The 26,316-nt window shown below is 55.4% G+C and carries 31 protein-coding genes; all 31 read right to left on the bottom strand.

Going from position 1 to position 26,316, the window contains the following annotated elements:
• Position 1 precedes the first annotated feature (1 nt).
• A complete protein-coding gene (locus CD000_RS16435) occupies positions 2 to 1,315 on the bottom strand; it encodes an NADH-quinone oxidoreductase subunit C (protein WP_096226061.1) in 1,314 nt (437 codons plus the stop codon).
• A 3-nt stretch (positions 1,316 to 1,318) separates the two neighbouring features.
• The gene (locus CD000_RS16430) at positions 1,319 to 1,831 is read right to left on the bottom strand and encodes a NuoB/complex I 20 kDa subunit family protein (RefSeq protein ID WP_011232822.1); all 513 of its coding nucleotides are present in this window, start codon (positions 1,829 to 1,831) and stop codon (positions 1,319 to 1,321) included.
• Positions 1,822 to 2,190, bottom strand: a complete 369-nt coding sequence (locus CD000_RS16425; RefSeq protein WP_096226060.1) for an NADH-quinone oxidoreductase subunit A — start codon at positions 2,188 to 2,190, stop codon at positions 1,822 to 1,824. Before CD000_RS16425 ends, CD000_RS16430 begins: the two co-directional genes overlap by 10 nt.
• Before the next feature lie 273 nt (positions 2,191 to 2,463).
• Positions 2,464 to 2,865 carry a F0F1 ATP synthase subunit epsilon gene (locus CD000_RS16420; RefSeq protein WP_096226059.1) on the bottom strand — a complete coding sequence of 134 codons (402 nt, stop codon included), beginning with the start codon at positions 2,863 to 2,865 and terminating at the stop codon, positions 2,464 to 2,466.
• A 22-nt stretch (positions 2,866 to 2,887) separates the two neighbouring features.
• Complete coding sequence (gene atpD, locus CD000_RS16415) at positions 2,888 to 4,309, bottom strand: F0F1 ATP synthase subunit beta (RefSeq protein ID WP_011232825.1); 1,422 nt, start codon at positions 4,307 to 4,309, stop codon at positions 2,888 to 2,890.
• 27 nt (positions 4,310 to 4,336) lie between these two features.
• Positions 4,337 to 5,194, bottom strand: coding sequence for an ATP synthase F1 subunit gamma (gene atpG, locus CD000_RS16410; RefSeq protein ID WP_011232826.1), 858 nt, complete (start codon positions 5,192 to 5,194; stop codon positions 4,337 to 4,339).
• Positions 5,195 to 5,261: 67 nt separating this feature from the next.
• Positions 5,262 to 6,770 (bottom strand): F0F1 ATP synthase subunit alpha, encoded by a 1,509-nt coding sequence (atpA, locus tag CD000_RS16405; protein WP_011232827.1) that lies wholly within the window; start codon positions 6,768 to 6,770, stop codon positions 5,262 to 5,264.
• 24 nt (positions 6,771 to 6,794) lie between these two features.
• Positions 6,795 to 7,331 carry a F0F1 ATP synthase subunit delta gene (locus tag CD000_RS16400; protein ID WP_044745369.1) on the bottom strand — a complete coding sequence of 179 codons (537 nt, stop codon included), beginning with the start codon at positions 7,329 to 7,331 and terminating at the stop codon, positions 6,795 to 6,797.
• On the bottom strand, positions 7,328 to 7,864 hold the full coding sequence (gene atpF / locus CD000_RS16395) for a F0F1 ATP synthase subunit B (protein ID WP_096226058.1): 537 nt from the start codon (positions 7,862 to 7,864) through the stop codon (positions 7,328 to 7,330). The genes CD000_RS16400 and atpF overlap by 4 nt, the downstream gene beginning before the upstream one ends.
• Positions 7,865 to 8,064: 200 nt before the next feature.
• The gene (gene atpE / locus CD000_RS16390) at positions 8,065 to 8,277 is read right to left on the bottom strand and encodes a F0F1 ATP synthase subunit C (protein WP_096226057.1); all 213 of its coding nucleotides are present in this window, start codon (positions 8,275 to 8,277) and stop codon (positions 8,065 to 8,067) included.
• Between the two features lie 62 nt (positions 8,278 to 8,339).
• Entirely contained in the window at positions 8,340 to 9,050 is a 711-nt protein-coding gene (atpB, locus tag CD000_RS16385; RefSeq protein ID WP_096226056.1) for a F0F1 ATP synthase subunit A, read from the bottom strand.
• A gap of 30 nt (positions 9,051 to 9,080) precedes the next feature.
• A complete protein-coding gene (locus CD000_RS16380; protein WP_096226055.1) occupies positions 9,081 to 9,437 on the bottom strand; it encodes an ATP synthase subunit I in 357 nt (118 codons plus the stop codon).
• Between the two features lie 6 nt (positions 9,438 to 9,443).
• Entirely contained in the window at positions 9,444 to 9,662 is a 219-nt protein-coding gene (locus CD000_RS16375) for an AtpZ/AtpI family protein (protein WP_033008425.1), read from the bottom strand.
• A 337-nt stretch (positions 9,663 to 9,999) separates the two neighbouring features.
• Positions 10,000 to 10,629, bottom strand: a complete 630-nt coding sequence (gene upp, locus CD000_RS16370; RefSeq protein ID WP_033008386.1) for a uracil phosphoribosyltransferase — start codon at positions 10,627 to 10,629, stop codon at positions 10,000 to 10,002.
• A 138-nt stretch (positions 10,630 to 10,767) separates the two neighbouring features.
• Entirely contained in the window at positions 10,768 to 12,006 is a 1,239-nt protein-coding gene (gene glyA, locus CD000_RS16365) for a serine hydroxymethyltransferase (protein ID WP_096226054.1), read from the bottom strand.
• A gap of 92 nt (positions 12,007 to 12,098) precedes the next feature.
• Positions 12,099 to 12,677, bottom strand: coding sequence for a TIGR01440 family protein (locus tag CD000_RS16360; RefSeq protein WP_096226053.1), 579 nt, complete (start codon positions 12,675 to 12,677; stop codon positions 12,099 to 12,101).
• 75 nt (positions 12,678 to 12,752) lie between these two features.
• Entirely contained in the window at positions 12,753 to 13,196 is a 444-nt protein-coding gene (gene rpiB, locus CD000_RS16355) for a ribose 5-phosphate isomerase B (protein ID WP_096226052.1), read from the bottom strand.
• Positions 13,197 to 13,291: 95 nt separating this feature from the next.
• On the bottom strand, positions 13,292 to 14,581 hold the full coding sequence (locus CD000_RS16350; protein WP_096226051.1) for a methyl-accepting chemotaxis protein: 1,290 nt from the start codon (positions 14,579 to 14,581) through the stop codon (positions 13,292 to 13,294).
• 25 nt (positions 14,582 to 14,606) lie between these two features.
• Complete coding sequence (locus CD000_RS16345) at positions 14,607 to 15,053, bottom strand: low molecular weight protein arginine phosphatase (protein ID WP_096226050.1); 447 nt, start codon at positions 15,051 to 15,053, stop codon at positions 14,607 to 14,609.
• Between the two features lie 254 nt (positions 15,054 to 15,307).
• Positions 15,308 to 15,859, bottom strand: a complete 552-nt coding sequence (locus CD000_RS16340; protein WP_011232841.1) for a manganese efflux pump MntP — start codon at positions 15,857 to 15,859, stop codon at positions 15,308 to 15,310.
• 412 nt (positions 15,860 to 16,271) lie between these two features.
• Entirely contained in the window at positions 16,272 to 17,339 is a 1,068-nt protein-coding gene (locus tag CD000_RS16330; protein ID WP_096226049.1) for an L-threonylcarbamoyladenylate synthase, read from the bottom strand.
• 129 nt (positions 17,340 to 17,468) lie between these two features.
• Positions 17,469 to 18,332, bottom strand: a complete 864-nt coding sequence (spoIIR, locus tag CD000_RS16325; RefSeq protein WP_096226312.1) for a stage II sporulation protein R — start codon at positions 18,330 to 18,332, stop codon at positions 17,469 to 17,471.
• Positions 18,333 to 18,386: 54 nt separating this feature from the next.
• On the bottom strand, positions 18,387 to 19,274 hold the full coding sequence (gene prmC / locus CD000_RS16320; protein WP_096226048.1) for a peptide chain release factor N(5)-glutamine methyltransferase: 888 nt from the start codon (positions 19,272 to 19,274) through the stop codon (positions 18,387 to 18,389).
• Entirely contained in the window at positions 19,264 to 20,340 is a 1,077-nt protein-coding gene (gene prfA / locus CD000_RS16315; protein WP_011232845.1) for a peptide chain release factor 1, read from the bottom strand. Before prfA ends, prmC begins: the two co-directional genes overlap by 11 nt.
• Positions 20,341 to 20,435: 95 nt before the next feature.
• On the bottom strand, positions 20,436 to 20,876 hold the full coding sequence (locus tag CD000_RS16310; RefSeq protein ID WP_096226047.1) for a hypothetical protein: 441 nt from the start codon (positions 20,874 to 20,876) through the stop codon (positions 20,436 to 20,438).
• A gap of 135 nt (positions 20,877 to 21,011) precedes the next feature.
• Positions 21,012 to 21,194 carry a hypothetical protein gene (locus CD000_RS16305; protein ID WP_014196961.1) on the bottom strand — a complete coding sequence of 61 codons (183 nt, stop codon included), beginning with the start codon at positions 21,192 to 21,194 and terminating at the stop codon, positions 21,012 to 21,014.
• A gap of 17 nt (positions 21,195 to 21,211) precedes the next feature.
• A complete protein-coding gene (locus CD000_RS16300) occupies positions 21,212 to 21,835 on the bottom strand; it encodes a thymidine kinase (RefSeq protein WP_096226046.1) in 624 nt (207 codons plus the stop codon).
• 163 nt (positions 21,836 to 21,998) lie between these two features.
• The gene (gene rpmE / locus CD000_RS16295) at positions 21,999 to 22,199 is read right to left on the bottom strand and encodes a 50S ribosomal protein L31 (RefSeq protein ID WP_011232848.1); all 201 of its coding nucleotides are present in this window, start codon (positions 22,197 to 22,199) and stop codon (positions 21,999 to 22,001) included.
• A gap of 257 nt (positions 22,200 to 22,456) precedes the next feature.
• Entirely contained in the window at positions 22,457 to 23,731 is a 1,275-nt protein-coding gene (gene rho / locus CD000_RS16290) for a transcription termination factor Rho (protein WP_013146620.1), read from the bottom strand.
• Positions 23,732 to 23,983: 252 nt separating this feature from the next.
• Complete coding sequence (gene glpX, locus CD000_RS16285) at positions 23,984 to 24,946, bottom strand: class II fructose-bisphosphatase (protein WP_011232850.1); 963 nt, start codon at positions 24,944 to 24,946, stop codon at positions 23,984 to 23,986.
• A 34-nt stretch (positions 24,947 to 24,980) separates the two neighbouring features.
• Positions 24,981 to 26,267 (bottom strand): UDP-N-acetylglucosamine 1-carboxyvinyltransferase, encoded by a 1,287-nt coding sequence (locus CD000_RS16280; RefSeq protein ID WP_011232851.1) that lies wholly within the window; start codon positions 26,265 to 26,267, stop codon positions 24,981 to 24,983.
• Positions 26,268 to 26,316: the final 49 nt, after the last annotated feature.

The raw sequence follows: 26,316 nt of genomic DNA, 5'->3' as shown, positions 1-26,316 counted from the left end.
TCTACACCTCCGCATCATACGGCTCGTAATCTTTGCGCAACGGATGCCCAACCCATTGCTCCCCTAGGAAGATGCGGATTAAGTTCGGGTGGCCGCGGAAACGGATGCCAAGCAAATCGTACGCCTCGCACTCCGGCCAGTTCGCCCCCGGCCAAAGCGGGACGAGCGAATCGACTTCCGGGTTGTCGCGCTCGATTTTGACTTTCAACGCCACCGGCTGCCGGTTCGGATAGGAATACAAATGGACGTACACTTCCATGTGCGTCTGAAAATCGGTTCCGTGCAGCTCGGACAAGTAGTCAAACCGGAGCTGTTCATTGTATTTTAAAAACTCGGCTACTTTGTAGTACGCCTCTTTGGGAACAACAAGCGTCGGCACGTCTTTCGCCAGCCGGTTAATATACGCGTCTTCGAGCACATCCGGCCCGAGATGTTCCTCAATGATCCGGACATATTTTTGCAGCAGCGGATCGTTCGGCGATGAAGCAGATGGCTTCGCCGCCCCGCCATCCTCCCCAGCGGCTGCGGCCTTCGCCCGGGCAGCCGCGGCCGCTTTCGCTTTCGCCGCCGCGATCGCCTTTTGTTTCGCCTCATCGTCGGCAGCATCGCCTTGCTGCTTCGCCAAGGCCGCCGCACGCGCTTTTGCCGCGGCCGCGGCTTTCGCTTTCGCCGCGGCGGCCGCTTTTTGCTTGGCCAGCTCGTCATCTTCGCCCGACGCTTCAGCGGCTTTTTGTTTGGCTAATGCAACAGCTCTCGCCTTCGCGGCCGCAGCTGCCTTTTTCTTCGCCAACTCAAGATCATCCTCCGCACCGCTTTCCGCCGACTCGCGCTGACGCCGCAGTTCGGCGGCCCTCGCCCTCGCTTCCTCAGCTGCCTTCTTCTTCGCCGCCTCGAGGTCGTCCCCGGCCGCCGCACCAGACGCAGCGGCCTCCCGCTGTCTTCGCAATTCCGCCGCCCGTGCCCTCGCTTCCTCAGCTGCCTTCTTCTTCGCCGCCTCGAGGTCGCCTTCGGTCGCCGCACCAGACGCAGCGGCCTCGCGCTGTCTCCGCAGTTCGGCGGCCCTCGCCCGCGCTTCCTCGGCTGCTCGTTTTTTCGCCAATGCAAGATCGTCGGCCGATGCCGGTTCCGTTGCCTCTCCCTTCGTTGTTTCGAGCTGGCTGCCATTCGAATTCGGGGGCGTTTTCAAACTGCCCGTTTCGGCGGCTGACTTGGCCTGTTCATCTGCCTGCCTAGCCGCGAGCCGTTCGCGCGCCAGCTGTTTTGCCCGCTCAGCGGCTTCTTTTTTTCGCTGGGCCAAATCTTTTTCTTCATCCATCGGTTACAGCACCTTCTTCCCCGTTTTGGCTTCCAGTCGGATTTTTTCTTTTAATTTATGAATACCGTAGATGAGCGCTGCCGGGTTCGGCGGACAGCCTGGTATGTACACGTCCACCGGGACAATTTGGTCGACGCCTTTGACGACGCTGTACGATTTGACGTACGGCCCGCCGGCTGTTGCACACGAACCCATGGCGATGACCCATTTCGGTTCGGGCATTTGGTCATACAACCGGCGCAAGAGCGGCGCCATTTTTTTCGTCACCGTGCCCGAGACAATCATGACGTCCGCCTGCCGCGGCGAGGCGCGGAAAAACGAACCGAACCGGTCGAGGTCGTAATGGGCGCCGCCGACCGCCATCATCTCGATAGCGCAACAGGCAAGGCCGAACGTCAACGGCCAAAGCGAACTGCTTCGGGCCCATCCTTTCAACTGTTCCAACGTCGTCAAAAAGACGTTTCGCTTCACTTCTTCCATTTCGACGCCAGAAAAACCCTCCCATTTCACATCCATCGTAACACCTTCTTTTTCCAAGCATAGATAAGGCCAATGGCAAGCAAAACGATGAAAATGATCATTTCCACCAACGCGAACAAACCGAGTTGGTCATAGACAACAGCCCACGGGTACAAAAACACCGTCTCGATATCGAAAATGACAAACAGCAAGGCAAATAAATAATAGCGGACTTGAAACTGGATGCGCGAGTCGTGAAAGGGTATGTTACCGCTTTCATACGTTGTCGCCTTTGCATCACTCGGCACGTGCGGCCGCAGCCACCGCCCGGCCGTGAGCGCCCCGATCGGCAGCAACACACCGAGGCAAAGGAAGACGAAGATGATCAAATAACTGTTTGCATAGATGTTGCTCAACCAGCTCGCCCCCTTCCGGTTTACTACATACGTATGGTGTTAATGATGAAATTTTTCAATAATTCATTCGATTTCATTATAACATTTATATCCAGCCGTGTCAGCAAAACTTCAAGTTAACACTATCAACACTGTATCCATTCATGTAAGCGTTTCATCTTTGTTGAAACGACGGAATGCGAGGAACGAAAAAAGAGAGAGCGTTTGCCTCTCTCCTTGACGGACGATTCTTCTGTTTTCATCAAAAAAAGCAGGGGAGTTTTCCCCTGCTTTTTACTTCATTTCCGCAACGCTCAAACGGTTCATGGCGCGTTTTAACGCCAGTTCGGCCCGTTTGAAGTCGATGTCATCCCGCTGGCTTTGCAGGCGGCGCTCCGCCCGCTCTTTCGCCTCTTTGGCGCGGAGGACGTCAATGTCCTCCGCCCGTTCAGCAGCTTGAGCCAAAATCGTCACGTTGTCCGGGCGGACTTCCAAAAAGCCGCCGCTGACGGCAATGTATTGCGTTTTGCCGCCTTTTTTCAGCCGGGCCGCGCTGATCTCGAGCGGGGCGACAAGCGGAATGTGCCCCGGCAAAATGCCGAGCTCGCCGCTTTTCGCTTTGACGCTGACCATTTCAACATCGTCTTCGTACACCGGGCCATCAGGAGTAACGACGCTCACGTGGATCGTTTTCATTGTCCAATCCCCCTATCCCGGGTCACACTTCGACACCCATCGCTTTCGCTTTTTCAACGACTTCTTCAATGCGGCCGACTAAGCGGAACGCATCTTCCGGAAGATGGTCGTATTTGCCTTCCAAAATTTCTTTAAAGCCGCGCACTGTTTCTTTCACCGGCACGTAGGAGCCCGGTTGGCCCGTGAACTGCTCCGCCACGTGGAAGTTTTGCGACAAGAAGAACTGGATGCGGCGGGCGCGGTGAACGACGAGTTTGTCTTCGTCCGACAGTTCGTCCATCCCCAAGATGGCGATGATGTCTTGCAATTCTTTATAACGTTGCAGCGTTTGCTGCACTTTGCGGGCGACTTGGTAGTGCTCCTCGCCGACGATTTCCGGCGCCAACGCACGCGATGTCGAAGCGAGCGGGTCAACGGCCGGATAAATCCCCATCTCCGCGAGCTTCCGCTCCAGGTTCGTCGTCGCATCCAAGTGCGAGAACGTCGTGGCCGGAGCCGGGTCCGTATAGTCGTCGGCCGGGACGTAAATCGCTTGAATCGAGGTGATCGATCCTTTCGCCGTCGACGTGATCCGCTCTTGCAATTGACCCATCTCCGTCGCCAATGTCGGTTGGTAACCAACGGCCGACGGCATGCGGCCTAACAGCGCCGACACTTCCGAACCGGCCTGCGTGAAACGGAAGATGTTATCGATAAAGAGCAACACGTCTTGGCCTTGTTCATCACGGAAGTATTCGGCCATCGTCAAGCCGGTCAAGGCGACGCGCATCCGCGCCCCCGGCGGCTCATTCATTTGTCCGAACACCATGGCCGTTTTGCTGATGACGCCGGAATCTTTCATCTCATGGTACAAGTCGTTTCCTTCGCGCGTCCGTTCGCCGACGCCAGCAAAGACGGAAATCCCGCCGTGCTCTTGGGCGATGTTGTGGATCAGCTCTTGAATCAAGACCGTTTTTCCTACGCCAGCGCCGCCGAACAAACCGATTTTTCCGCCTTTAATATACGGGGCAAGCAAGTCAACGACTTTAATCCCCGTTTCCAAAATTTCGACTTCCGTCGCCAATTCCTCGAATTTTGGCGCCGGACGGTGAATCGGGTCGCGGCGGGCGTCAGCCGGAATGTCGCCTTCGAGGTCGATCGGCTCGCCCAAGACGTTGAACACGCGGCCAAGCGTGACTTCGCCGACCGGCACCGAAATCGGTGCACCGGTATCGATGACTTCCATGCCGCGGATGAGGCCGTCTGTGGACGCCATCGCGATCGTCCGTACTGTATCATCGCCAAGGTGCAAGGCGACTTCCAATGTCAAGTCGATGTCGACTTCGTTTTCGTTGCGCGCTTTATGTTGAATTTTCAGGGCGTTGTAGATCGCCGGCAAGTGGCCGTTCTCAAACTTGACGTCTACAACCGGACCCATGACTTGGATAACGCGTCCTCTTGTCATCGTTTTCCCTCCTAACTTGCTAGTCCGCTATTGCAAGGCGTTTGCTCCGGCGACAATTTCCGTAATTTCTTGCGTAATCGCCGCTTGGCGAGCGCGGTTGTAGGAAAGCGTCAATGTGCGAATGAGCTCGTTCGCATTGTCCGTTGCGTTCTTCATCGCCGTCATGCGGGCGGCGTGTTCGCTTGCTTTTGCATCGAGCAATGCGCCGTAAATGAGGCTTTCCGCATACTGCGGCAATAAGACGTCTAAAATTTCTTCTTGCGACGGTTCAAATTCGTACACCGTGCGCTGCTTATTCTCCGCCAAGTCAGTGAGCGGCAGAAGCTTCCGTTCCGTCACCTCTTGCTGGATCGCGCTCACGTAATGGTTGTAATACATATACAGCTCGTCAAACGTACCGTCGGCGAATAACCCAACCGTTTTGCGGGCGATTTCTTTAATATCGGCAAACGACGGCTGGTCCGGCAAGCGGGTGATGTCGAGAATGACCGGCATGTTCCGCTTGCGGAAAAAGCTCAACCCGACGCGGCCGATGACGATGATCGCATATTCGTCCGGAGAAGCATGGCGTTTTTGGATCGTTTGGTACACGAGGCGCAGCACGTTGCTGTTGTACGCGCCAGCCAGACCGCGATCCGACGTGATCACGAGATACCCGGTCTTTTTCACCGGGCGCGAAACGAGCATCGGATGCGAAGCCCCCCCGGCGCCAAGCGCCACATTAGCCACGACTTCTTGAATTTTCTCCATATATGGAACGAACGATTTCGCGTTTTGCTCCGCTCGGTTCAGCTTCGACGTCGAGACCATTTCCATCGCTTTTGTAATTTGGCTTGTCTTCTTCGTCGCATTGATGCGCGTTTTAATATCGCGTAACGATGCCAAAGGTTTCACCACCTTTTTGCTGCACGGGTTCTAACAGGCGTGAGGGGGCGATATGCCCCCGCCGGTCTTATTGTGAAACGACAAACGTTTTCTTGAACGCTTCGATCGCTTTATTGAGATCGTCTTCGTTCGGAAGATCTTTCGTCGTGCGGATGTGCTCAAGCAAGTGTTGGCCGTTTTGGTCGAGCCACAAGTAAAACTCTTTCTCGAAACGGCGCACATCTTCAACCGGAATGTCGTCCAAAAAGCCGCGCGTCAATGCATAGATGATCAACACTTGTTTTTCGACCGGAATCGGCTGATGCAAATCTTGCTTCAGCACTTCGACCGTGCGCGCCCCGCGGGCGAGCTTCGCTTGCGTCGCCTTGTCGAGGTCGGAGCCGAATTGGGCGAACGCCTCCAGCTCACGGTAAGCGGCCAAGTCCAAACGGAGCGTCCCGGCTACTTTTTTCATCGCTTTGATTTGCGCTGCCCCACCGACGCGCGAAACGGACAACCCTGCGTTGATCGCTGGGCGGACGCCGGAGAAGAACAAGTCCGATTGCAAGAAAATTTGCCCGTCCGTAATCGAGATGACGTTCGTCGGAATGTACGCGGAAATATCGCCCGCTTGCGTTTCGACGAACGGAAGCGCGGTCAAGGAACCGCCGCCTTTGGCATCGCTCAATTTCGCTGCGCGCTCAAGCAGGCGGGAGTGCAAGTAGAAAATATCCCCCGGATACGCTTCACGGCCCGGCGGACGGCGAAGCAAGAGCGACAATTCACGGTATGCCGCGGCTTGTTTCGATAAATCGTCATAGACCACTAACACGTGTTGGCCTTTATACATGAAATACTCGCCCATCGCCACACCGGCATACGGCGCCAAGAACAAAAGCGGAGCCGGCTGCGACGCCGAAGCGGTGACGACGATCGTATAGTCGAGCGCGCCGTGTTTGCGGAGCGTTTCGACAACGGTGCGGACCGTCGATTCTTTTTGCCCGATGGCGACATAAATACAAATCATGTTTTGGTCTTTTTGGTTGATGATCGTGTCAATGGCGACGGACGTTTTCCCCGTTTGCCGGTCGCCGATGATGAGTTCGCGCTGGCCGCGGCCGATCGGCACGAGCGCGTCGATCGCTTTAATCCCGGTTTGCAGCGGCTCATGCACCGATCTCCGGTCCATAACGCCCGGCGCCGGGCTCTCGATCGGGCGCGTTTCCGTCGTTTCCACCGGCCCTAATCCGTCAACAGGCTGGCCGAGTGGGTTGACGACGCGGCCGATGAGCGCTTCCCCAACGGGCACTTCCATGATCCGGCCCGTGCGGCGCACTTCGTCCCCTTCTTTGATGCCGGTATACGGCCCTAAAATAACAATCCCGACGTTGTTTTCTTCCAAGTTGAGCGCCATGCCCATCACGCCGTTGGCAAACTCGACGAGCTCGCCGGACATGACGTTATCGAGCCCATGAGCGCGTGCGATCCCGTCGCCGACTTGGATGACGGTGCCGACGTCGCTCACTTGGATTTGCGATTCATAGTTTTCAATCTGCTGCTTAATGAGCGCGCTGATTTCTTCCGCTCTAATGCTCATGCCTTTCACCCCTGTCTCCAAATGTTAACCAATGAGCTGCCGCTGAATCCGTTCAAGCTGCCCGCTGACGCTGCCGTCATAAATGCGGTTGCCGATGCGCAGCTTCACGCCGCCAATCAGTTCCGGGTCGACGATATTTTCAATGTGGAGCGTTGCTTTGCCAACCTTTTTGGCAAACACGTCAGAAAGCGCCTGCAGTTCTTCGTCCGTCAACGGGCGCGCCGAATAGGCGATCGCTTCAGCGATGCCGCGCGCATCGTTGGCAAGGGCGATAAACTGGTCGGCCAGTTCAGGCACAAGGCCGAAGCGATGGCGCTCAAGAAGAAGCAAAAGCGTGTTTTGCACCGGAGCAGAAACGCCGGCGAACACTTCACGAACAAGCGCTTTTTTCTTTTCTAAAGAAAGATTCGGGTTGGAAAGAAGCGATAAAAACTCGCCGTTTTCCGCCAACGCTTGGCGTACGGCGCGGACGTCTTCCTCGATCCGGTCAAGCTGCTGTTGTTCGAGCGCGATTTGGAACAAAGCGGATGCATACCGTTTGGCGATCACTTCTTGGTTCATCGCGCTCCTCCTACCTCTTGCACATCTTTAATGTACGCTTCGATCAGCTTGCGTTGATCTTGCTCGGTCAGCTCTTTTTCAATCACTTTTGAGGCGATCAAGACAGACAACGAGGCCACTTGTTCGCGGAGCGCGGCCATTGCCTGTTCTTTTTCGCGCTCGATTTCCTTCTTGGCCGCTTCTTTCACCCGTTCGGCTTCTGCGCGGGCCGAAGCGACAATTTGCTCTTTTTGCTCTTCGGCGAGCTTGCGTGCGTTTTCAATCAGCTCTTGCGCTTCTTGACGCGATTGCTTCATCAGTTCACGCTGCTCTTCAAGCAGTTTTTCCGCTTCTTGGCGGCGTTTTTCCGCTTGGTCGATTTCGTTCGCGATATGCTCCTCGCGCTGTTTCATGACGCCCATAAGCGGTCCCCATGCAAACTTGCGGAGCAAAATCATCAGCAAAATGAAAGCGACAAGCTGAAAAATGATGTCCCCGCTATTGACCGCCCCAGCAATTGCGCCGAGCGCCCATGTTTGTCCTGGTGCCAACATGTTTCGTTCACTCCTTTCGGCCTTATCTCCTGACCGGACATTCCTTTCGCGCAACTATGCATTAGGTGAATATACAAAAACTGATACATATACATAAAGCAATGGCGAAGGTTTCCAACTAATCTTCGCCATTTATTTTTTAATCTTCCATGTTGTGGAAGGCGCTTGTTAACATTCCGTTAACAAGCGCTCCTCATCCGTTATTGTCCTTGCACCATAAACGCGATAACCACCGCGATGATCGGAATCGCCTCAACAAGCGCAACCCCGATAAACATTGTCGTTTGCAACATGCCGCGAGCTTCCGGCTGGCGTGCAATTCCTTCAACTGTACGAGAAACGATTAAAGCGTTGCCGATACTCGCACCGAGTGCGGCAAGACCAATAGCAATTGCTGCTGCTAATACACCCATTGAAAAATCCTCCTTATCGACTAAAAAATTAATTTATTTTGAAAAATAACAAACAAACAATATTAATGATCATGGCTGACTTTATGCGCCATATACACCATCGTTAAGATCGTGAAAATAAATGCTTGGACGGCCCCGACGAAAATACTGAACGCCTGCCATACCATCGTCGGAATGATCGCGGCGATCGTTCCGCCAACACCTGTAGCCAAGCCGCCGACAAGCAATGCAAGCAAAATTTCGCCGGCAAAAATGTTTCCATAAAGACGAAGACCGAGCGTCAATGTGTTGGCAAACTCTTCAATGATTTTAAGAGGAAACATAAACCACATTGGGCTCGTAAAACCTTTTAAATACTCGGAAACGCCGCGCAACTTAATGCCATAATAGTGGGAAAGGGCTACAACCATCATGGCCAGCGCCAATGTAATGGCCGGGTCAGCCGTCGGTGATTTCCACCATAGTTCATCACGGACAACGACAGAAAATGGAAGACCTAACATATTAGCGACAAATACATACATGATCAACGTTAAGCCGAGTAAATGGAAGCGTCCCCCTGTCTCCCAGTCCATGTTGCTTTTGATAATTCCTTTCACAAAATCGACAACCCACTCCAAAAAGTTTTGCAAGCCTGTTGGTTTCATGGAAAGGTTGCGCGTCGCCGCAATGGCGATAACCAGCACGATGACACAGGTGATGGTCACCATTAATACGTTGGACAAGTTAAATGTAAGGCCAAACAGTTCGTAAAGCGGCGCCTTATGATCCACCAATACTCACCTCGCTTTCTACACAGCTGATTAGTCATTATGTAAAAAATGATTTGCTACCAATAGGATATATGGGGTGGCCAAGCCGATGACGACCGGCACAACGGACAAATGTTGGGGATACCGGGACACAAACAGCGCAACGGCGGCAGCCAGCGCAAATCGAATCATGGTCCCAAGCGAAGGAGGGCGCCGTCCCTCGGCCATCGCTTCTCCTGCTTTTATGACACGCCGAGCCAGCAAGCGAATGCTGTACAGCCCTGTTGCTGTTCCAATGAGCAAACTAAAAAACCACGCTTCATAACTGGTCAATATCCATCCTACCGCATAACCCACCATTAGCACCGACGATTGCTTTTGTATTCGTTTTATGATCCTATCAATCATTGCTTCTTATTCCCCAAAAAAACGCCGAATTGTTTTCAGCGTGGCGAACACTCCCGCTGCTAAGCCGAGCAACAAACCAATAACAAGGAAAAGCGGTTCACTGTCCAATTGTCGGTCAACCCATCTGCCGCCAAATAAACCAACTAATGTACAGCCGACTAGCTGTGATGTGATCGCTGACATCAAGCCGATGGCCCGAAAAGGATGACGGTTATTTTTTTTCATAATGGTTACCATACCTCGCCCGTTTAGACCAGAGATCATTTCCGACAGTGAAAACCTTCTCAATCTACCCCTTGTAAGCATACAATACCGCTTGGTCAATGTCAATGTGTTCCCACATAAAACATCATTCACACAGAGCAAATATTAATAATTTGTGACAATTTCTCATTTTCTTTTCACAAAAATGGTGTATAATGATATATTTTTGTTTTTGGACACTTCCCTGCCTACAGCAACCGACTCACTCTGGACGCGTCCCTGTTTCGATGTCGAAAGAGGGGCCCCGTTTGGACGCGGCCCCCTCTTTCGACCGTACAGGCAACGGCCTGCGTTCGGGTTATTTCGTGCCAAACAACCGGTCGCCGGCGTCGCCGAGGCCGGGGACGATATAGCCGTGGTCGTTCAGCCGCTCATCAAGGGCAGCGATGTAAATGTCCACATCCGGGTGCGCGGTTTCCACCGCTTTAACCCCTTCCGGCGCGGCGATGAGGCACATGAACTTAATGCTTTTTGCCCCTCGCTTTTTCAGCGCTTCGATCGCCGCCACCGCCGAGCCGCCGGTCGCGAGCATCGGGTCGACGATGATGAAGTCGCGCTCCTCGACATCGCTCGGCAGTTTGACGTAGTATTCGACCGGCTTTAACGTTTCCGGATCGCGATACAAGCCGATATGGCCGACTTTCGCCGCCGGGATGAGCTTCAAGATGCCGTCGACCATGCCGATGCCGGCGCGCAAAATCGGGATGACGCCGAGCTTTTTGCCGGCAATCACTTTCGCTTTCGCTTTGCTGACGGGGGTTTCGATCTCGACTTCCTCAAGCGGCAGATCGCGCGTAATTTCAAACGCCATCAACGTCGCCACTTCATCAACCAGCTCGCGAAACTCTTTCGTGCCGGTGTGCTTGTCGCGAATATACGTCAATTTATGCTGGATGAGCGGATGGTCAAACACATACACTTTTCCCATAAGTCATCTCCTCTTCCGTATGTATGCGGTACACTTCTATACATTCTACTGGAAAACGAGCGCCTGTTCAACTGGCGAACGAATGAAAAAGGCATACCGTCAGGCTGATGCGGCGGTATGCTTTCATTTGCCCCATTTTTAGTCTTGGTAGAGCGGGAATTTTTCCGTTAAAGCCGCGACGCGTCGGCGCGCTTCTTCAAGCGCCTGTTCATTGTCCGTGTTTTTCAGCACAAGACCAATAATGGCGGCGATTTCGTCCATTTCTTCGAGGCCGAAGCCGCGCGTCGTCACCGCAGCCGTGCCGATGCGGATGCCGCTCGTGACAAACGGGCTTTCCGGATCGTACGGAATGGTGTTTTTATTCACTGTAATGCCAACTTCATCCAACACTTTTTCCGCCGTTTTTCCGGTCAGCTGCTGCGGGCGCAAATCGACAAGCAATAAATGGTTGTCCGTGCCGCCGGATACGAGGGTGAACCCTTCGTTTTGCAGGGCGGAGGCAAGCCGTTTGGCGTTATCGACAACGCGCTTCGCGTACGCTTTAAAGTCGTCCTGCAACGCTTCGCCGAACGCCACCGCCTTGGCGGCAATGACATGCATCAGCGGCCCGCCTTGAATGCCAGGGAAGATCGATTTATCGATTTGTTTCGCAAACTGTTCTTGGCATAAAATCATCCCGCCGCGCGGGCCGCGCAACGTTTTATGCGTCGTCGTCGTGACGAAATGGGCGTACGGCACCGGGTTCGGATGGAGACCTGCCGCAACAAGACCGGCAATATGGGCCATGTCGACCATTAAATAGGCGCCGACTTCATCGGCGATTTCCCGGAATTTGGCGAAATCGATAATGCGCGGATAGGCGCTCGCGCCGGCGACGATCAGCTTCGGCCGGTGAAGGCACGCTTTCTCGCGCACGTCGTCATAATCGATGACATGGGTTTCCGGGTCGACGCCGTATGCGACAAAGTTGTATTGCACACCGCTGAAGTTGACTGGACTGCCGTGCGTCAAATGGCCGCCGTGCGACAAATTCATGCCAAGCACCGTGTCGCCGGGTTTCAGGACGGTGAAATAGACGGCCATGTTCGCCTGCGCCCCCGAATGCGGCTGGACGTTCGCATGCTCCGCCCCGAACAATTGCTTCGCCCGCTCGCGCGCCAACTCTTCGACGATGTCGACGTACTCGCAGCCGCCATAATAGCGGCGGCCCGGATAGCCTTCCGCGTATTTGTTCGTCAGCACCGATCCTTGCGCTTCCATCACCGCGCGGCTGACAAAGTTTTCCGAGGCGATGAGCTCAATCTTGGCATGCTGCCGTTTCCGCTCTTGCTCAATGGCCGCAAACACTTGCGGATCTTGTTGTGGCAAGTAGTTCATCAATAGCTCCCCCTTATGCGAAATCAGTGAATATTCGTTTTTATTTTATCAGCTTCAGCTAGGCAAGTTCAAAGGAAAAATGAATGAAATTGTTAGAAAGAACATAAATTGTTCGGGTTTTCTAACGTATAGACGGCGCGGGCGCCACCGATCAGCTTTGGCCGCGTCTTCGCCAGCGTGACGTACGCATGGCCGACATGTTTCACCGAAACACGCACTGGGACGGCGACCGGTTTTAGATGCATGCCGATCAACGTATGCCCGATATCGATGCCGGCATCGGCGCGGACCGCTTCGACAACAACGGGATCTTCCAGCTGCCGGTAGGCATACGCGGCCATCGCTCCGCCCGCTTGCGGCACTGGGATGACGGACACGATCTCGAGGCCATGGACACGCGCCGTTTCCCGTTCGACGACGAGCGCCCGATTCAAATGTTCGCAACATTGAAAGGCGAGCTCGATCCCCGTTTCGCGCCGCCATGCATCAAGTTCAGCAAACAACATGGCTGCCACATCCGTCGACCCGGCGGTGCCGATTCGTTCACCGAGCACTTCGCTCGTGCTGCAGCCGACCACCACGATCTGGCCGCGGCCAAGCGGCGCCTGCCGGCGAAATTCGCGCAAAATCGTTTGCCATTGCTGCTGCCATTCGGTCAATCGTGCGTCCATGTTCCCCCTCCTTCTCTTCGGGCGCGCTGCAAACGCCCGCTCATTCCGCCCAAACAGCCAAGCCTCGACCGTTTCTTAGCGTCCGTTTTCATACTCGGCGATTTTGCCGATCCGCCGCGCGTGGCGGCCGCCTTCAAATTCGGTCTCAAGCCATGCCTTGGCGATTTCGCGCGCCAGGCCGGGGCCGATGACGCGCTCGCCCATCGCGAGGATGTTGCTGTCGTTATGCATGCGCGTCAGTTTGGCGCTGTAGACGTCATGGCAAAGGGCGCAGCGCACTCCTTTTACCTTATTGGCGGCGATCGTCATGCCGATGCCGGTGCCGCAAATCAAAATGCCGCGATCAAATTCGCCGCGCGCCACTTTTTCAGCGACGGGAAGCGCGTAATCCGGGTAATCGACCGATGTTTCACAATCGCAGCCAAAATCGGTGTACTCGATTCCCATTTCATCCAACAGTGCTTTAATTTCCTCACGAATGCGAATTCCACCATGGTCAGAAGCAATAGCGACTTTCATCACGTTCGGGCGGGGAGCCCTAGGCTTCGCCGTGATAGCGAAAGCCAGGGAGGAATCGCCCTTCCTCCTTTCGATGAATCATATTTGCATGTGCATCAACGGGTGCGAAACCGGGCGACAGCCGCCTGCAATTGTTCGGCCTGTTCCACCAACTCGCCAGCCAGTTTATGCACATCGTTGATCGATGCGGCCTGCTCCTCGGTCGCCGCCGCAACTTCGAGCGCGCCGGCGGACGCCTGCTCAGCAATCGCCGCCACTTCTTGCGTCTGCGCCGCGGCCCGCTTCATATGCCCCATTTGACGCTTCGCCAACTCAGCGATGTCATGGACGGCGCGGATCACTTCATCAGCTGAGGCCGCCATGGCCGCAATGGCCTCATTCGTGCGCTCCCCTTTGGCCGCCTCAGCGTTGGCAGCAGCCACCTGCTTGTCCATTTGCGCCACCACACGGGCGACTTCATTTTGAATGTTGCCGACCAGTTCCGCGATTTTCTTGACCGCCTTGGCGCTCTCATCAGCCAGCTTGCGCACTTCCTCAGCGACGACGGCAAACCCCCGGCCGTGCTCGCCGGCGCGGGCTGCCTCAATGGAAGCATTGAGCGCAAGCAAGTTCGTCTGTTCAGCGATGTCCGCGACAAGCAACGTAATGTTGCCGATTTGATTGGCGTGTGCTTCGAGCTGCTTGACAGCCGCCCGCGACAGTTCTTGATCGTCAGCCAGCTGATCGATGCCGCTAATGAGCGAATGGGTGATATCGCGGCTTGCCTTCAGCGTTTCGGCCATCCCATATACCGACTGTTCCGCACGCTCGGCTGTTTCTTTTACTTGTACTGCGATGGCGAGCACATCCTCGGCCGCCGCAGCCGCCTCTTGAATCGCCTCGGCCGAAGACGCCGCCCCTTTGGAAATGTCGTCAATCGTCGCTGCAATATCGCGTGCACGGTTTGACGCTGTTTCGGACGCCTGCCTCATTTCCACTGTCTTTTCCGTCGTGCGTGCTACGCTCTCTTCCACATTGGCGACGACGGCGCGCAAATGGCCGAGCATCCGGTTGAACGCGACAGCCAGCGAGCGGATTTCATCATGGGAAGAGGGCAGCGGAACATCCTCATCGATATGCCCTTCTGTCGCCTTTGCCGCCGCTTCCTCGAGCCGTTGCAGCGGCCTTGTAATCCAGCCAGCGGCCAAATAGGCAAGCACTCCGGACCAAAAGATGCCAAGGAGCAACACGATCATCGTGAACACGCTTTTGTTCCATGAGGCGAACCACTGATCATACAAAACGTACAAGAAAAAGGCGCTCGTTGAATACGTGATCAGCGCCAACGCTGTCGTAAAGACGACGAGCTTCAGGCGCAAACCGAACCGATGACTTGTCCCCCCCATTTGTGTTCCCCCTCACTTCTTTACCTCATTGTTCTGTTTGCAACTTTTCCGCCAAGCGGTCAATGAGCGTCTCCAGCTCATCGCGCGCCGCCCGGTACACTTCAATCGGCCCGCCGAACGGATCGGCGATGTCGCCGTCTGTTCCCGAGACGAACTGCTTCAACGTAAACGTTTTGTCCTTCGCTTCTGGGAAACGCTCGACGATCATTTCTTTATGGCCGGATGTCATCGCCAGCACGTGCGTCGCCCAGTCGATATGCTCTTTTTTCAGCTGCGAGGAGCGGTGGGCCGCTTCGATTCCTTTTTCCTTCAACACCGTCTTGACGTGAACCGACGCCTCGCTCCCTTCCGCCGCAAACACGCCGGCCGATTTCACCTCGACGCCTGGCAGCTGCTTATTCTCCAACAATGCAGCGGCCATCGGGCTTCGGCACGTATTGCCCGTGCAGACGAACAAAATGCGGTATGGCATACAACCACCTCTTCACATCAATGACTTACCATCAATATACCATAGGGAAAAGAGCAAAAAAAGGCTCTTCACCACAACATGTACTTGACAAGCAATGCGGTTTCCTGCGTAAGGATCGGCAAAAAGTGCTGATTTTCCCTCACAAGCGTAAATAGGGTATGTTCAGAAAAAATCAAGTACAACTTTTGGTGAAGAGCCGCAAAAAAAGCAGGCAGTCCGCTTTTTTCCACTGAAGGAAAACCGCCTGCCGCCGTTTATAGAAAAAGCAGCTTGAGCCCGAACGCCAGCAAAATGCTGCCGCCGAGCGCTTCGCTGTAAGAACCGAGCCATTGCTGAAAATGGCGGCCGACAAAAAGTCCAACCCATGTCAGCACCATGCTGAACAGACCAAACAGCAAAATCGTCACCATCGTCCGCGCTCCGAAAATGCCGAGGCTCAGCCCGACGGAAAAGCTGTCTAGGCTGACGCTGAACGCAAAAAAAAGCAACCCCACCCCACGAGGAAACAGCGGTGAGCCATCGTCCCTCCGGAACGAGGCGATGATCATTTGCCCGCCGAGCCATAACAGCAGCGCCCCGCCCGCGTATGTCGCGACACTTCCGAACTCGCGCGACAGCAGGCGGCCGACCGCCATGCCAGCAAGCGGCATGAGAATATGAAACAAGCCGATCGTCAACCCGATATAAAACATTTGCCGCAGCCGGAGGCGCAACAGCCCCATTCCTAAAGCGACTGAAAACGCGTCCATGCCCAGCGCCAGCGCCATCATTGACAGCGCGATGATTTCGCCGATGAATGCGCCCATGTTTCTTCCCTCCCGGACCGGCCTTATTGCTAAACATATGCACGTCCAGGGCAGTTTAGAAGCAGAGCGGGCAGCCAATGGGCGCCGCCTGATTGACGGGCGGACGGAAAAGAAAAAACCGGTCCACAACAGACCGGTTTAGCGCTTGGAAACGGCATCCCCCAAATCCTCTAGTTGCAATTTGAACCTTACCGTTTGCAGAGCCGTTTTCTCGACTGTCGCACGACCGAACAACGCCGCTTCCAAACCCATACATGGATCTGTGAAGCGCGTTTCCGTTCGGTCTTCCGTCACGCCAAGGCGCGACGAAGAAGCCTGCGGCTTGCCTCCGACCGTCAAAAAATAGACAAGCTGCTTTTTCGACCAGGATATGTGAAACTTGTTCACTGCATCTATACAGACGGACGTCCTTTCATTTCCGCTGTTCGCTGATGGCGCGTCCGCCGGCTGCTTTGCGGAGCCGGTTCATGATCGCCGCGCCGATTCCTTCTTCCGGAAACGCCTCGCTGTAAATGAGATCGACGTTCGTTTCATCAAATCGGCGCAGCGTGTCGTACAGCCGGCTCGCGACCGTCTCAAGCGCCTGGCGCGTTCCGCACGGCAGCACGACATCGGCCGCATACTGATCCCGGTTCTCCTCGGTCGTCAACACGCCGACCGTTTTCCCTTCCGCCCGGCTTTCATCGACAAGCCGCTGCAAAAACGCGGGCGGGCCGGCGACGATCCAAAGCGGCGCTTTCGGCGCATAATGCGTATATTTCATCCCCGGCGCTTTCGGCGCCGCCTCGTCGTTCACAGCAGCGGCCTCTTCAACGCGGCCGATCGCTTCAATAAGCGCCTCTTTCGTCACCCCTCCCGGGCGCAAAATCGTCGGCACGCCCCCACTGCAATCGAGCACCGTCGATTCAACGCCCACGCCGGTCGGCCCGCCGTCGATCACCCCGGCGATCCGCCCGTCTAAATCGGCAAGCACGTGCGCCGCCGTCGTCGGACTCGGCCTTCCTGACCGATTCGCGCTCGGGGCGGCCAACGCCAAGCCGCTCGCCTCGATCAACGCCAGCGCCAGCGGGTGATCCGGCATGCGCACCGCCACCGTCGGCAGCCCAGCCGTCACCCGTTCAGACACCGCTTTGGCCCGTTTTGGCAATACTAACGTGAGCGGCCCCGGCCAAAACCGCTCCATCAACGTTTTCGCCATCGGCGGGATCGAGGCGGCTACCGCCTCCGCTTGGGCCATGCTGGCGACATGAACGATGAGCGGATTGTCGCTCGGCCGCCCTTTGGCGGCGAAAATTTTTTCCACCGCGGCTGTATTGGCCGCATCGGCCCCCAACCCGTACACCGTTTCCGTCGGGAATGCGATGACTTCCCCGGCCCGCAGCCATTCAACCGCCTCTCGTATTTGTGGATAAACTTGCTGTTTATCAACAATATTATCCACAACCCAAACACGCGTTTTCAATCGTTTCACCTTCTCCATCGCCGTGATTCGCCTTGAAAATGGCGACTTTTTTTACAAGCGTCAGATCGCCGCCCGATGCCTTTCCACAGTTATACACAAATTGTGAATAAACTTGTTGTTTTTGTGGATAACTTTGTGGATAGATGCTTATGGAATGAGATGGCTGAGCCACTCTTTGAAGAAAAATTTTACTTCCACCGGCTGTTCCGGCTCGGCCATGACGACGAAGGACGAGTCTTGATCATCAGTGTGCCCTTTGTCCTTCTCGCCATCCGCATGGATGGACGAAGCGGCGCGATCTTCGGTTTCCGCCATCGCACCCCTCTCCTCTTTCGGTTCGTCCCGCTCGATGGCCTGCTCGCCGCTTCGCATCGCCTCAGCTTCCGCTTCGGCCGACTCGCTGTTTTGCTTCGACCCGGCTTCCATTGACCGGACGCTCTCAGCCGACACCGGTTCATTCGTTCCTGCAGGCGATCGGTTCGCCTCCATCATGACGGCATCGCTGTTGGAAAAATCGAGAAAACAAAGCGGCGGGAACAGAACGCACCACCAGTTTGCTCCTTTTCCTTCCCCAAGCGTGATCAGCACGGCATCATAGATGCCAGCCGGATATACGTAGTTGCCGTACACTTTCGTCGGAAAATGAACCGGGCCAAACTCCACTTTGTACGTTTGATCGCTTTGTTCATCGCGCAACACGCGGGCGACCGTCCGCTCGATGTCCGGCAGGTGAGAGCGGATGACGCGCTTTGCTTCCTCAAACGAAGTGAGTTCGGCCACCCAGCCGTTGATTTGCGCATTGACCGCATCACGCACTTTTCGCTTCAATTGTTGGTCTTCATCGGCGTCGCTGTTGGCTAAAATGCGCAGGCGGATTGCCTCATCAGGGATGGCGACCGCCGCGTTCGCCCCGGCGTCCGTCTTGTGGCCGTACAGCTCGACGAGTACGCCTGTCGTTAATAGAATGATATATAAACATATGGCAATGGCATTTCCTTTGATGGTCATCATCGGCACCGTCCTTTCACCTTTCATTGTGGACGGCGCCGCTCGTTTTTAAACCTATCAATCTAACACTTTTTTCCCGTTTTTCGGCCTCGTCATGTACACCATCCGGTCTTTGCCGTTGAGGTCAAAATCGACTTCCACTGCGGCTTCTGGAAACGCTGCGGCCAAGAGCGCCGCCACTGCTTCCCCTTGCCCGGCGCCGACTTCAAAAGCGGCAAGCGCCGGCGCGCCGAGCACAAGCGGCAGCTCGCGGGCGAAGCGGCGGTAAAAATCGAGCCCATCGCGGCCGCCAAAGAGCGCCGTGTGCGGCTCATAGTTTTTGACGACCGGGGAAAGCATAGCGGCGTCCGTCTCTGGAATGTACGGCGGATTGGAAACGACGACATCGACCGTCCACCCCATGGCCATGATCGGCTGCAGCAAATCGCCGCACAAAAATGAAACGTTCGCCCCGAGCCGCCGGGCGTTTTCACGGGCGACCGCGAGCGCCGCTTCGGAAATATCGGTTGCGGTCACCGACAACGCTTTGTTCTCCAGCGCCAATGTCACGGCGATCGCCCCGCTGCCAGTGCCGACGTCAACGACATCGATCCGCTTCCGACCAGCAAATAGACGCGGCACCCGCTTTAGGACGCCAAGCACCAGTTCTTCCGTTTCCGGGCGCGGGATTAACACATGGCGATTGACAAGAAACAACCGGCCGTAAAACGATTCATAGCCGATCAAATATTGAATCGGCACATGATCCACCGCATGGCGGCGCACATCGGCCGCAAATCGTTCATATACCGCTTCGTCGACCGGCTCGCGCCAACGGGCGAACAGCCCGGCCCGATCGGTGCGCAAATGGTGGCACAATAGCCACTCCGCCGCCCGCTCCTCTTTTCCGTGGGCGCGCAAAAAAGAAGAAGCCCAGGCGAGGACTTCATGTACGTTACGACGCATCGTTCGCTTGCTCCAATTTTTTCGCTTGGTCGTCCAAAATGAGCGCCTCGATGATTTCATCCAAATGCCCATCGAGCACTTGATCGAGCTTTTGGATCGTCAGTCCGATGCGGTGGTCGGTGACGCGGTTTTGCGGGAAGTTGTACGTGCGAATGCGTTCAGAACGATCGCCGGTGCCGACAGCTTGCTTGCGCGTTTGGTCGTATTCAGCGCGCGCTTCTTGCTGGTATTTGTCGTAAATGCGGGCGCGCAATACTTTCATCGCTTTTTCTTTGTTTTTGATTTGCGATTTTTCGTCTTGGCACGTGACGACAATGCCGGTCGGAATATGGGTGAGGCGCACGGCCGACATCGTCGTGTTGACGCTTTGCCCACCCGGTCCGCTTGAGGCGAACGTGTCGACGCGAATGTCTTTTTCATTGATTTCGACTTCGATTTCTTCCATCTCCGGCAGGCAGGCGACCGTCGCCGTCGACGTATGGATGCGCCCGCCTGACTCCGTTTCCGGGACGCGCTGGACGCGGTGCGCGCCGTTTTCAAACTTCAGCTTTGAATACGCCCCTTTGCCGTTGATCATAAAAATGATTTCTTTATAGCCGCCGAGGCCGGTCGGGCTCGCTTCGATCACTTCCGTCTTCCACCCTTGCGATTCCGCATAGCGCGTATACATCCGGTACAAGTCGCCGGCAAACAGCGCCGCCTCTTCGCCGCCGGCGGCCGCGCGGATTTCCATAATGACGTTTTTCTCATCGTTCGGATCTTTCGGCAAAAGCAACACTTTCAGCTTTTCAACGAGCGCCTCTTCCCGTTCTTCCAGCTCGCCGATTTCCTCTTTCACCATCTCGCGCAGCTCCGGCTCCAGCTTTTCTTCGAGCATCGCTTTCGCTTCGGCCAGCTGCTCGCGAACCGATTTGTATTCGCGGTACGTTTGCACCGTTTCTTCCAAATCCGCCTGCTCTTTCGAATAATCGCGCAGCTTTTTCGGATCGTTGATGACGTCGGGGTCCATCAACAGTTCATTGAGCTTTTCATACCGTTGCTCCACAGCTTCCAACCGATCAAACACATCATTCACCTCTGTTTTTCCCACACAGTCTAATTTTAGATTATAGCATGAAATGAAGCCAAACAAAAACCCCCGCTTTTGGCAAGCGGGAGCTCTCAGTTGACGCGCACGATGATCTCGTATGTCGGGATCGCTTTTGTCAGCAGCTTGTCAATGCGTTGCGCCTCGCGCTGCCGCTCCTCGTCAGACAGCTCTTCCGGTGCATCAACGGTCACATACATATTGCCGCCGTGAAACCAGATGGAGTCGGCGTGGTAATCGGTGTACCGCTCGATGAGTTGTGCTGCCTTGCGCGTATCGGCGCGCTGGTTTTCGCTTCCTTCGGTCAAGCTGGTAAAATTCGGGTTTTGCCGCACGTTTTCCGGATCGTCGAAGTTGTTGTACAAGTCTCTGTCAGCGTCGATCTTCGGCCGCCCGTCCGTCATCAGCCGCGCGCCGTTTTTGTCCTCGCTTTGCTGGCGGTAGGACGGATGATCCGGAGCGAGCGAACAGGCCGAAAGCAGGAAGATCATTCCTAACAGCCAGATGCGTCTCATCCTTTTTCGCCTCCTTAGCTGTTAGGATGTCCATGATCGCCCGTCAATGATACACGGCAAGCCATAAATCTTTCTGCCATCATTCATCTATTTTGCGGCGAACGAACAAAAGGGGCAGCCTAGTCAAGCGAACGATCAATGATGAACGAGCCGCATGCCAAACGCTTTTTCCTCCCATAGCGAATGGACGCACGAGACGGGCGAGAATGATGGCGCCGCTTCCGCCCTTCTCGGTCGGCGAAACATACGAATATGCACCGTTTCCATCAACGATGGCTGCGCTTCGCCACTTGGCCGATGAAAGCGGCCAAACAACATCAGTGACCGCCTCACCATCACTCACCCGTATGTCCAGCAAGCGGGTGGTTGTATCGCTTTTTCGGTTCGCCAGGCACTTCATGGTGATGGCGGCAGCGAGGCTCGTACGCCTCGCTGGCGCCGACGAGAATCACCGGATCGTCATAAGAGGCGGGCGCACCGTTAATGAGCCGCTGCGTCCGGCTGGCCGGGGAACCGCATACCGTGCAAACCGCCTGCAGCTTCGTCACCGACTCAGCGATCGCCATCAGCGCCGGCACGGGGCCAAACGGTTCGCCGCGAAAATCTTGGTCGAGCCCCGCGGCGATGACGCGGTAGCCGCAATCAGCGAGCGTTTGCACCACATCGATGATGTCGTCGGAAAAAAACTGTATTTCATCGATGGCGACGACGTCGGTGGCGGCGGAAATGTAGCGGAACATTTCCGCCGGCGTCGCGACCGGAATGGCGATCACCGAATTGCCGTTGTGCGACACGACTGCGTCTTCGCTATAACGATTGTCGATCGTCGGTTTGAACACTTTCACTTCCTGCTTGGCAAACTGAGCGCGGCGGACGCGGCGAATCAATTCTTCTGATTTGCCGGAAAACATGCATCCACAAATGAGCTCAAGCCAGCCGGACTGCGTCATCACGTACATCGGGGCCTCTCCTTTCACACAACACTGTCCTCAAACCATCGGCCGCTCCTTGCCGTCTGCCATCGCAACGATCAGCGGGATCAGCTTGATAAGCAACCGGCCTTCCATCTGCTCTCACGAAAAAGCAGGCAAGTTTCGCTTGCCTGCTTTCGTCACGTCCTTGTTACTTAAGGCCGTATTTTTTATTGAATTTATCCACGCGGCCCGCTGCCGTAACAAATTTTTGTTTGCCCGTGAAGAACGGATGGCATTCCGAGCAAATCTCCACGCGCAGCTCGTCTTTGACCGAACCGCTTTCGAATTCGTTGCCGCATGCGCAACGGACGATGACTTTTTTGTACTCTGGATGGATGCCTTGTTTCATCGTTTTCATCTCCTTCCGCCCTGTATCTTATCGAAACAGAGTGATTCGTAGCATGGAACGCTTCATGCTTATGCGCGCCCGCCCGTTTGGCAAGGCGCAGCGCATGGAACAGCTGGGACTCCACCGAAGCGAACCCAGCCGGTGCAAATCACGGATCGCACAAACCAAAAGGCGATAGCCAAAACACACATGTTAAGATTATAACAGCTTTTCTGTCAGTTTGCAACGGGCGATTCGCGGCAAATTCCGCCAACTGCCTACAGACGGAGCGGGCCGCCCTGTTTCCACTCCTGATCGAGCAAAGCGAAAAACTCTTCGTTTGACTTCGTCCGGCGCAATTTGTTCAAAAACCGCTCGATAAAGTCGGGCGAATCGGCCATCGTTTTGCGGATCGCCCACAGCTTTTCCAAATGTTCTTTCGGGATGAGCAGCTCCTCTTTGCGCGTTCCCGAGCGGCGAATGTCAATCGCCGGAAAAATGCGGCGCTCGGCGAGCGAGCGGTCAAGATGGAGCTCCATGTTGCCGGTGCCTTTAAATTCCTCGTAAATGACGTCATCCATGCGCGACCCGGTGTCAATGAGGGCGGTCGCCAAAATCGTCAAGCTGCCGCCTTCTTCGATGTTGCGCGCCGCGCCGAAAAACCGCTTCGGGCGATGAAACGCCGCTGGGTCGATCCCTCCTGAGAGCGTGCGTCCGCTCGGCGGAATGACCAAGTTGTACGCCCGGGCGAGGCGGGTGATGCTGTCCATTAAAATGACGACGTCACGCTTATGCTCAACTAATCGCATCGCCCGTTCTAAGACAAGCTCGGCCACTTTAATATGGTTTTCCGGCACCTCATCAAACGTCGAGCTGACGACATCGCCTTGCACCGACCGCTCGATGTCGGTCACTTCTTCCGGCCGTTCGTCAATGAGCAAGACGATCAACTCGACATCCGGGTGGTTTGTGGTGATGCTGTTGGCAATTTCCTTCAGCAGCATCGTCTTGCCAGCTTTCGGCGGCGCGACGATCAACCCGCGCTGGCCAAAGCCGACGGGAGCGATCAAGTCGATGATGCGGGTCGACAGCTTGTCCGGCGTTGTCTCCAGCTTCATTTGCCGATTCGGGTAAAGCGGCGTCAACGCTGGAAAGTGAACGCGCTCCTTGGCGACTTCCGGGTCTTCGCCGTTGACCGCTTCGACATGAAGCAAGCCGAAGTAGCGTTCATTTTCTTTCGGCGGCCGCACTTTGCCGGATACTTTATCCCCGTTGCGCAAATCAAAACGGCGGATTTGGGAAGCGGAAATGTAAATGTCTTCCGAGCTCGGGGAATAGTTGATCGGGCGCAAAAAGCCGAATCCTTCCGACGGAATGATTTCGAGGATGCCTTCCATGAAAAAGAGGCCGTCTTGTTCGGCACGCGCTTTCAAAATCGCAAAAATAAGCTCCTTTTTCGTCAACTTGCTGTAGTATGAAATTTTGTATTGCCTGGCGAGCTCATACAGCTCCTTCAATTTCATGTTTTCTAGTGCTGCTAACGTTAATTCCATCTTGACACCACACTTTGCAAATTTTCCTATTCTCCCATCGTTCGTGTTCGGACGTATTGGTCATCAATTCGACAGGCGAAGGGATTCATTTCGAAGATGATGAAGGCTGAAATGAAATAAAGAAGTAGAATGGCAGAGCTTATTTTTGCATAAGCAACACGACTATTTTACCCTTTTTTCTTCTTTTTAATCAATATTTTTTTGTTTTTCCGAGCCAGGCGCGGCTCCGGCGCCCGGCCGGATGGTAGGATATCATTTGATGACTAAGTTCGGTTTTTTCTTCAAACTGTGCCGCCCTTCGATGAAGCGGACCGTGCCGGACTTGGCCCGCATGACGACGGAGTGGGTGAGGCCGTACGCCCCTTTCAGCCGCACGCCGCGCAACAGCTCGCCGTCGGTGACGCCGGTGGCGGCAAAAATCGCGTCGTCTCCTTTCACCAAATCGTCCATGCGCAGCACTTTGTTGACGTCAATGCCCATTTGTTTGCACCGCTCGACTTCATCGTCGTTTTGCGGCAGCAGCTTCCCTTGCAGTTCGCCGCCAAGGCATTTCAACGCGACCGCGGCGAGCACTCCTTCCGGCGCGCCGCCCGAGCCGAACAAAATGTCAACGCCGGTATGGTCAAACGCCGTGTTAATGGCGGCGGCGACATCGCCGTCATTGATGAGCTTAATGCGGGCGCCGGCTTCACGCAGCTCATGAATGAGACGCTCATGGCGCGGACGGTTGAGAACAACCGCGACGACGTCTTCAATATCTTTGTTTTTCGCCTTCGCCACCGCCTTTAAATTGTCGATGATCGGCGCCTCAATGTCAATCATCCCGACCGCTTCCGGCCCGACGGCGATTTTCTCCATGTACATGTCCGGCGCGTGAAGCAGATGACCGTGGTCAGCGACAGCGACGACAGCCAAGGCGTTCCATCCCCCGGAAGCGACGATGTTCGTCCCTTCAAGCGGGTCGACAGCGACATCGACGCGCGGGCCATAGCCGTTGCCGAGCTTTTCCCCGATATACAGCATCGGCGCTTCGTCCATTTCCCCTTCGCCGATGACGACGGTGCCTTTCATCGGCACGGTGTCAAACACGTCGCGCATCGCCGACGTCGCGGCGTCATCAGCCTCATTCTTTTTCCCGCGCCCCATCCAGCGGGCGGCGGCAAGCGCCGCCGCTTCGGTGACGCGCACGAGTTCCATCGATAAGCTTCGTTCCATCGTCGTTCTCCCCTTCACCTTTGTCGACTGGACGTTACGCGTTTTTCACTTGCTCGATTTCTTCATCGGTCATTTTTTCGCGCCAAATGGTGGCGCCGATGTCAGACAGTTTTTCGACGAGGTTGCTGTAGCCGCGGTCGATATGCTCGACGCCGGTGATCTCCGTCACTCCTTCAGCCATCAGCCCGGCAATGACAAGCGCCGCCCCGGCGCGCAAATCGCTCGCCTTCACCTTCGCCCCTTGCAGTTTGACGGGGCCGGTGACGATGGCTGAGCGGCCTTCGACTTTTACATTGGCGTTCATGCGCCGCAATTCATCGACATGCTTGAAGCGGGCGCTGTAAATCGTGTCGGTGACGACGCTTGTGCCGTTGGCTTTTGTCAGCAGCGCGGTAAACGGCTGCTGCAGATCAGTTGGGAAGCCCGGATAGACGAGCGTCTTGACGTCAACCGCTTTCAAAACGTCGGTGCCGCAGACGAGAATTTGATCTTCCCCCGTCTCCACGCGCACCCCCATTTCGCGCAATTTGGCCGTCAGCGATTCAACGTGCTGCGGGATGACGTTGTCGACGACGACTTCGCCATTGGTGGCCGCGGCGGCGATCATGTACGTCCCGGCTTCGATCCGATCCGGGATGATGGCATGGCGGCAGCCCGATAATTTTTCGACGCCGTCAATGCGGATCACATCGGTGCCGGCTCCTTTGATTTTCGCGCCCATATTCGAAAGCAATGTCGCTACATCGATGATTTCCGGCTCTTTCGCCGCATTTTCGATAATCGTCCGCCCTTTGGCGCGCACCGCCGCCAGCATGATGTTGATCGTCGCGCCGACGCTGACGACGTCCAAAAAAATGCGGGCTCCGCGCAGTTCCTCCGCTCGCAAGTAAATGGCGCCCTGCTCGTTCGTTACGGTGGCTCCCAGCGCCTCAAACCCTTTGATATGCTGGTCAATCGGGCGCGGACCGAGATGACATCCGCCCGGCAAGCCGACAACCGCTCTTTTGAAGCGGCCAAGCATCGCCCCCATCAAATAGTAGGAGGCGCGCAGCTTTTTCACCTTCCCATTTGGAAGCGGCATGGACACCATATTCGTTGGGTCGATGACCGCCTCTTTGCCGTCAAACGAAAACGAGCCGCCGATTTCTTCGATCAAGCTTCCTAAAATGTGCACGTCGGAAATGTCCGGCAACCCCTCGATCGTCACCGGCGAATCGGCCAAAATCGCTGCAGGAATCAAAGCGACCGCGCTGTTTTTCGCACCGCTCACTTTGATCGTTCCCCGCAGCCGATCTCCGCCGATAATTTTCATTTTATCCATCGTCGTCTCCCTTCTTTGCTCGGAAGTTGGCTTCACCCCTGGGACGAAA

It is taken from the genome of Geobacillus sp. FJAT-46040 (genome assembly GCF_002335725.1).
GTDB classification, from domain to species: Bacteria; Bacillota; Bacilli; order Bacillales; family Anoxybacillaceae; genus Geobacillus; species Geobacillus thermoleovorans.
The sequence above is the reverse complement of the archived record's forward strand: the minus strand, read 5'-3'. Positions and strand labels throughout refer to the sequence as shown.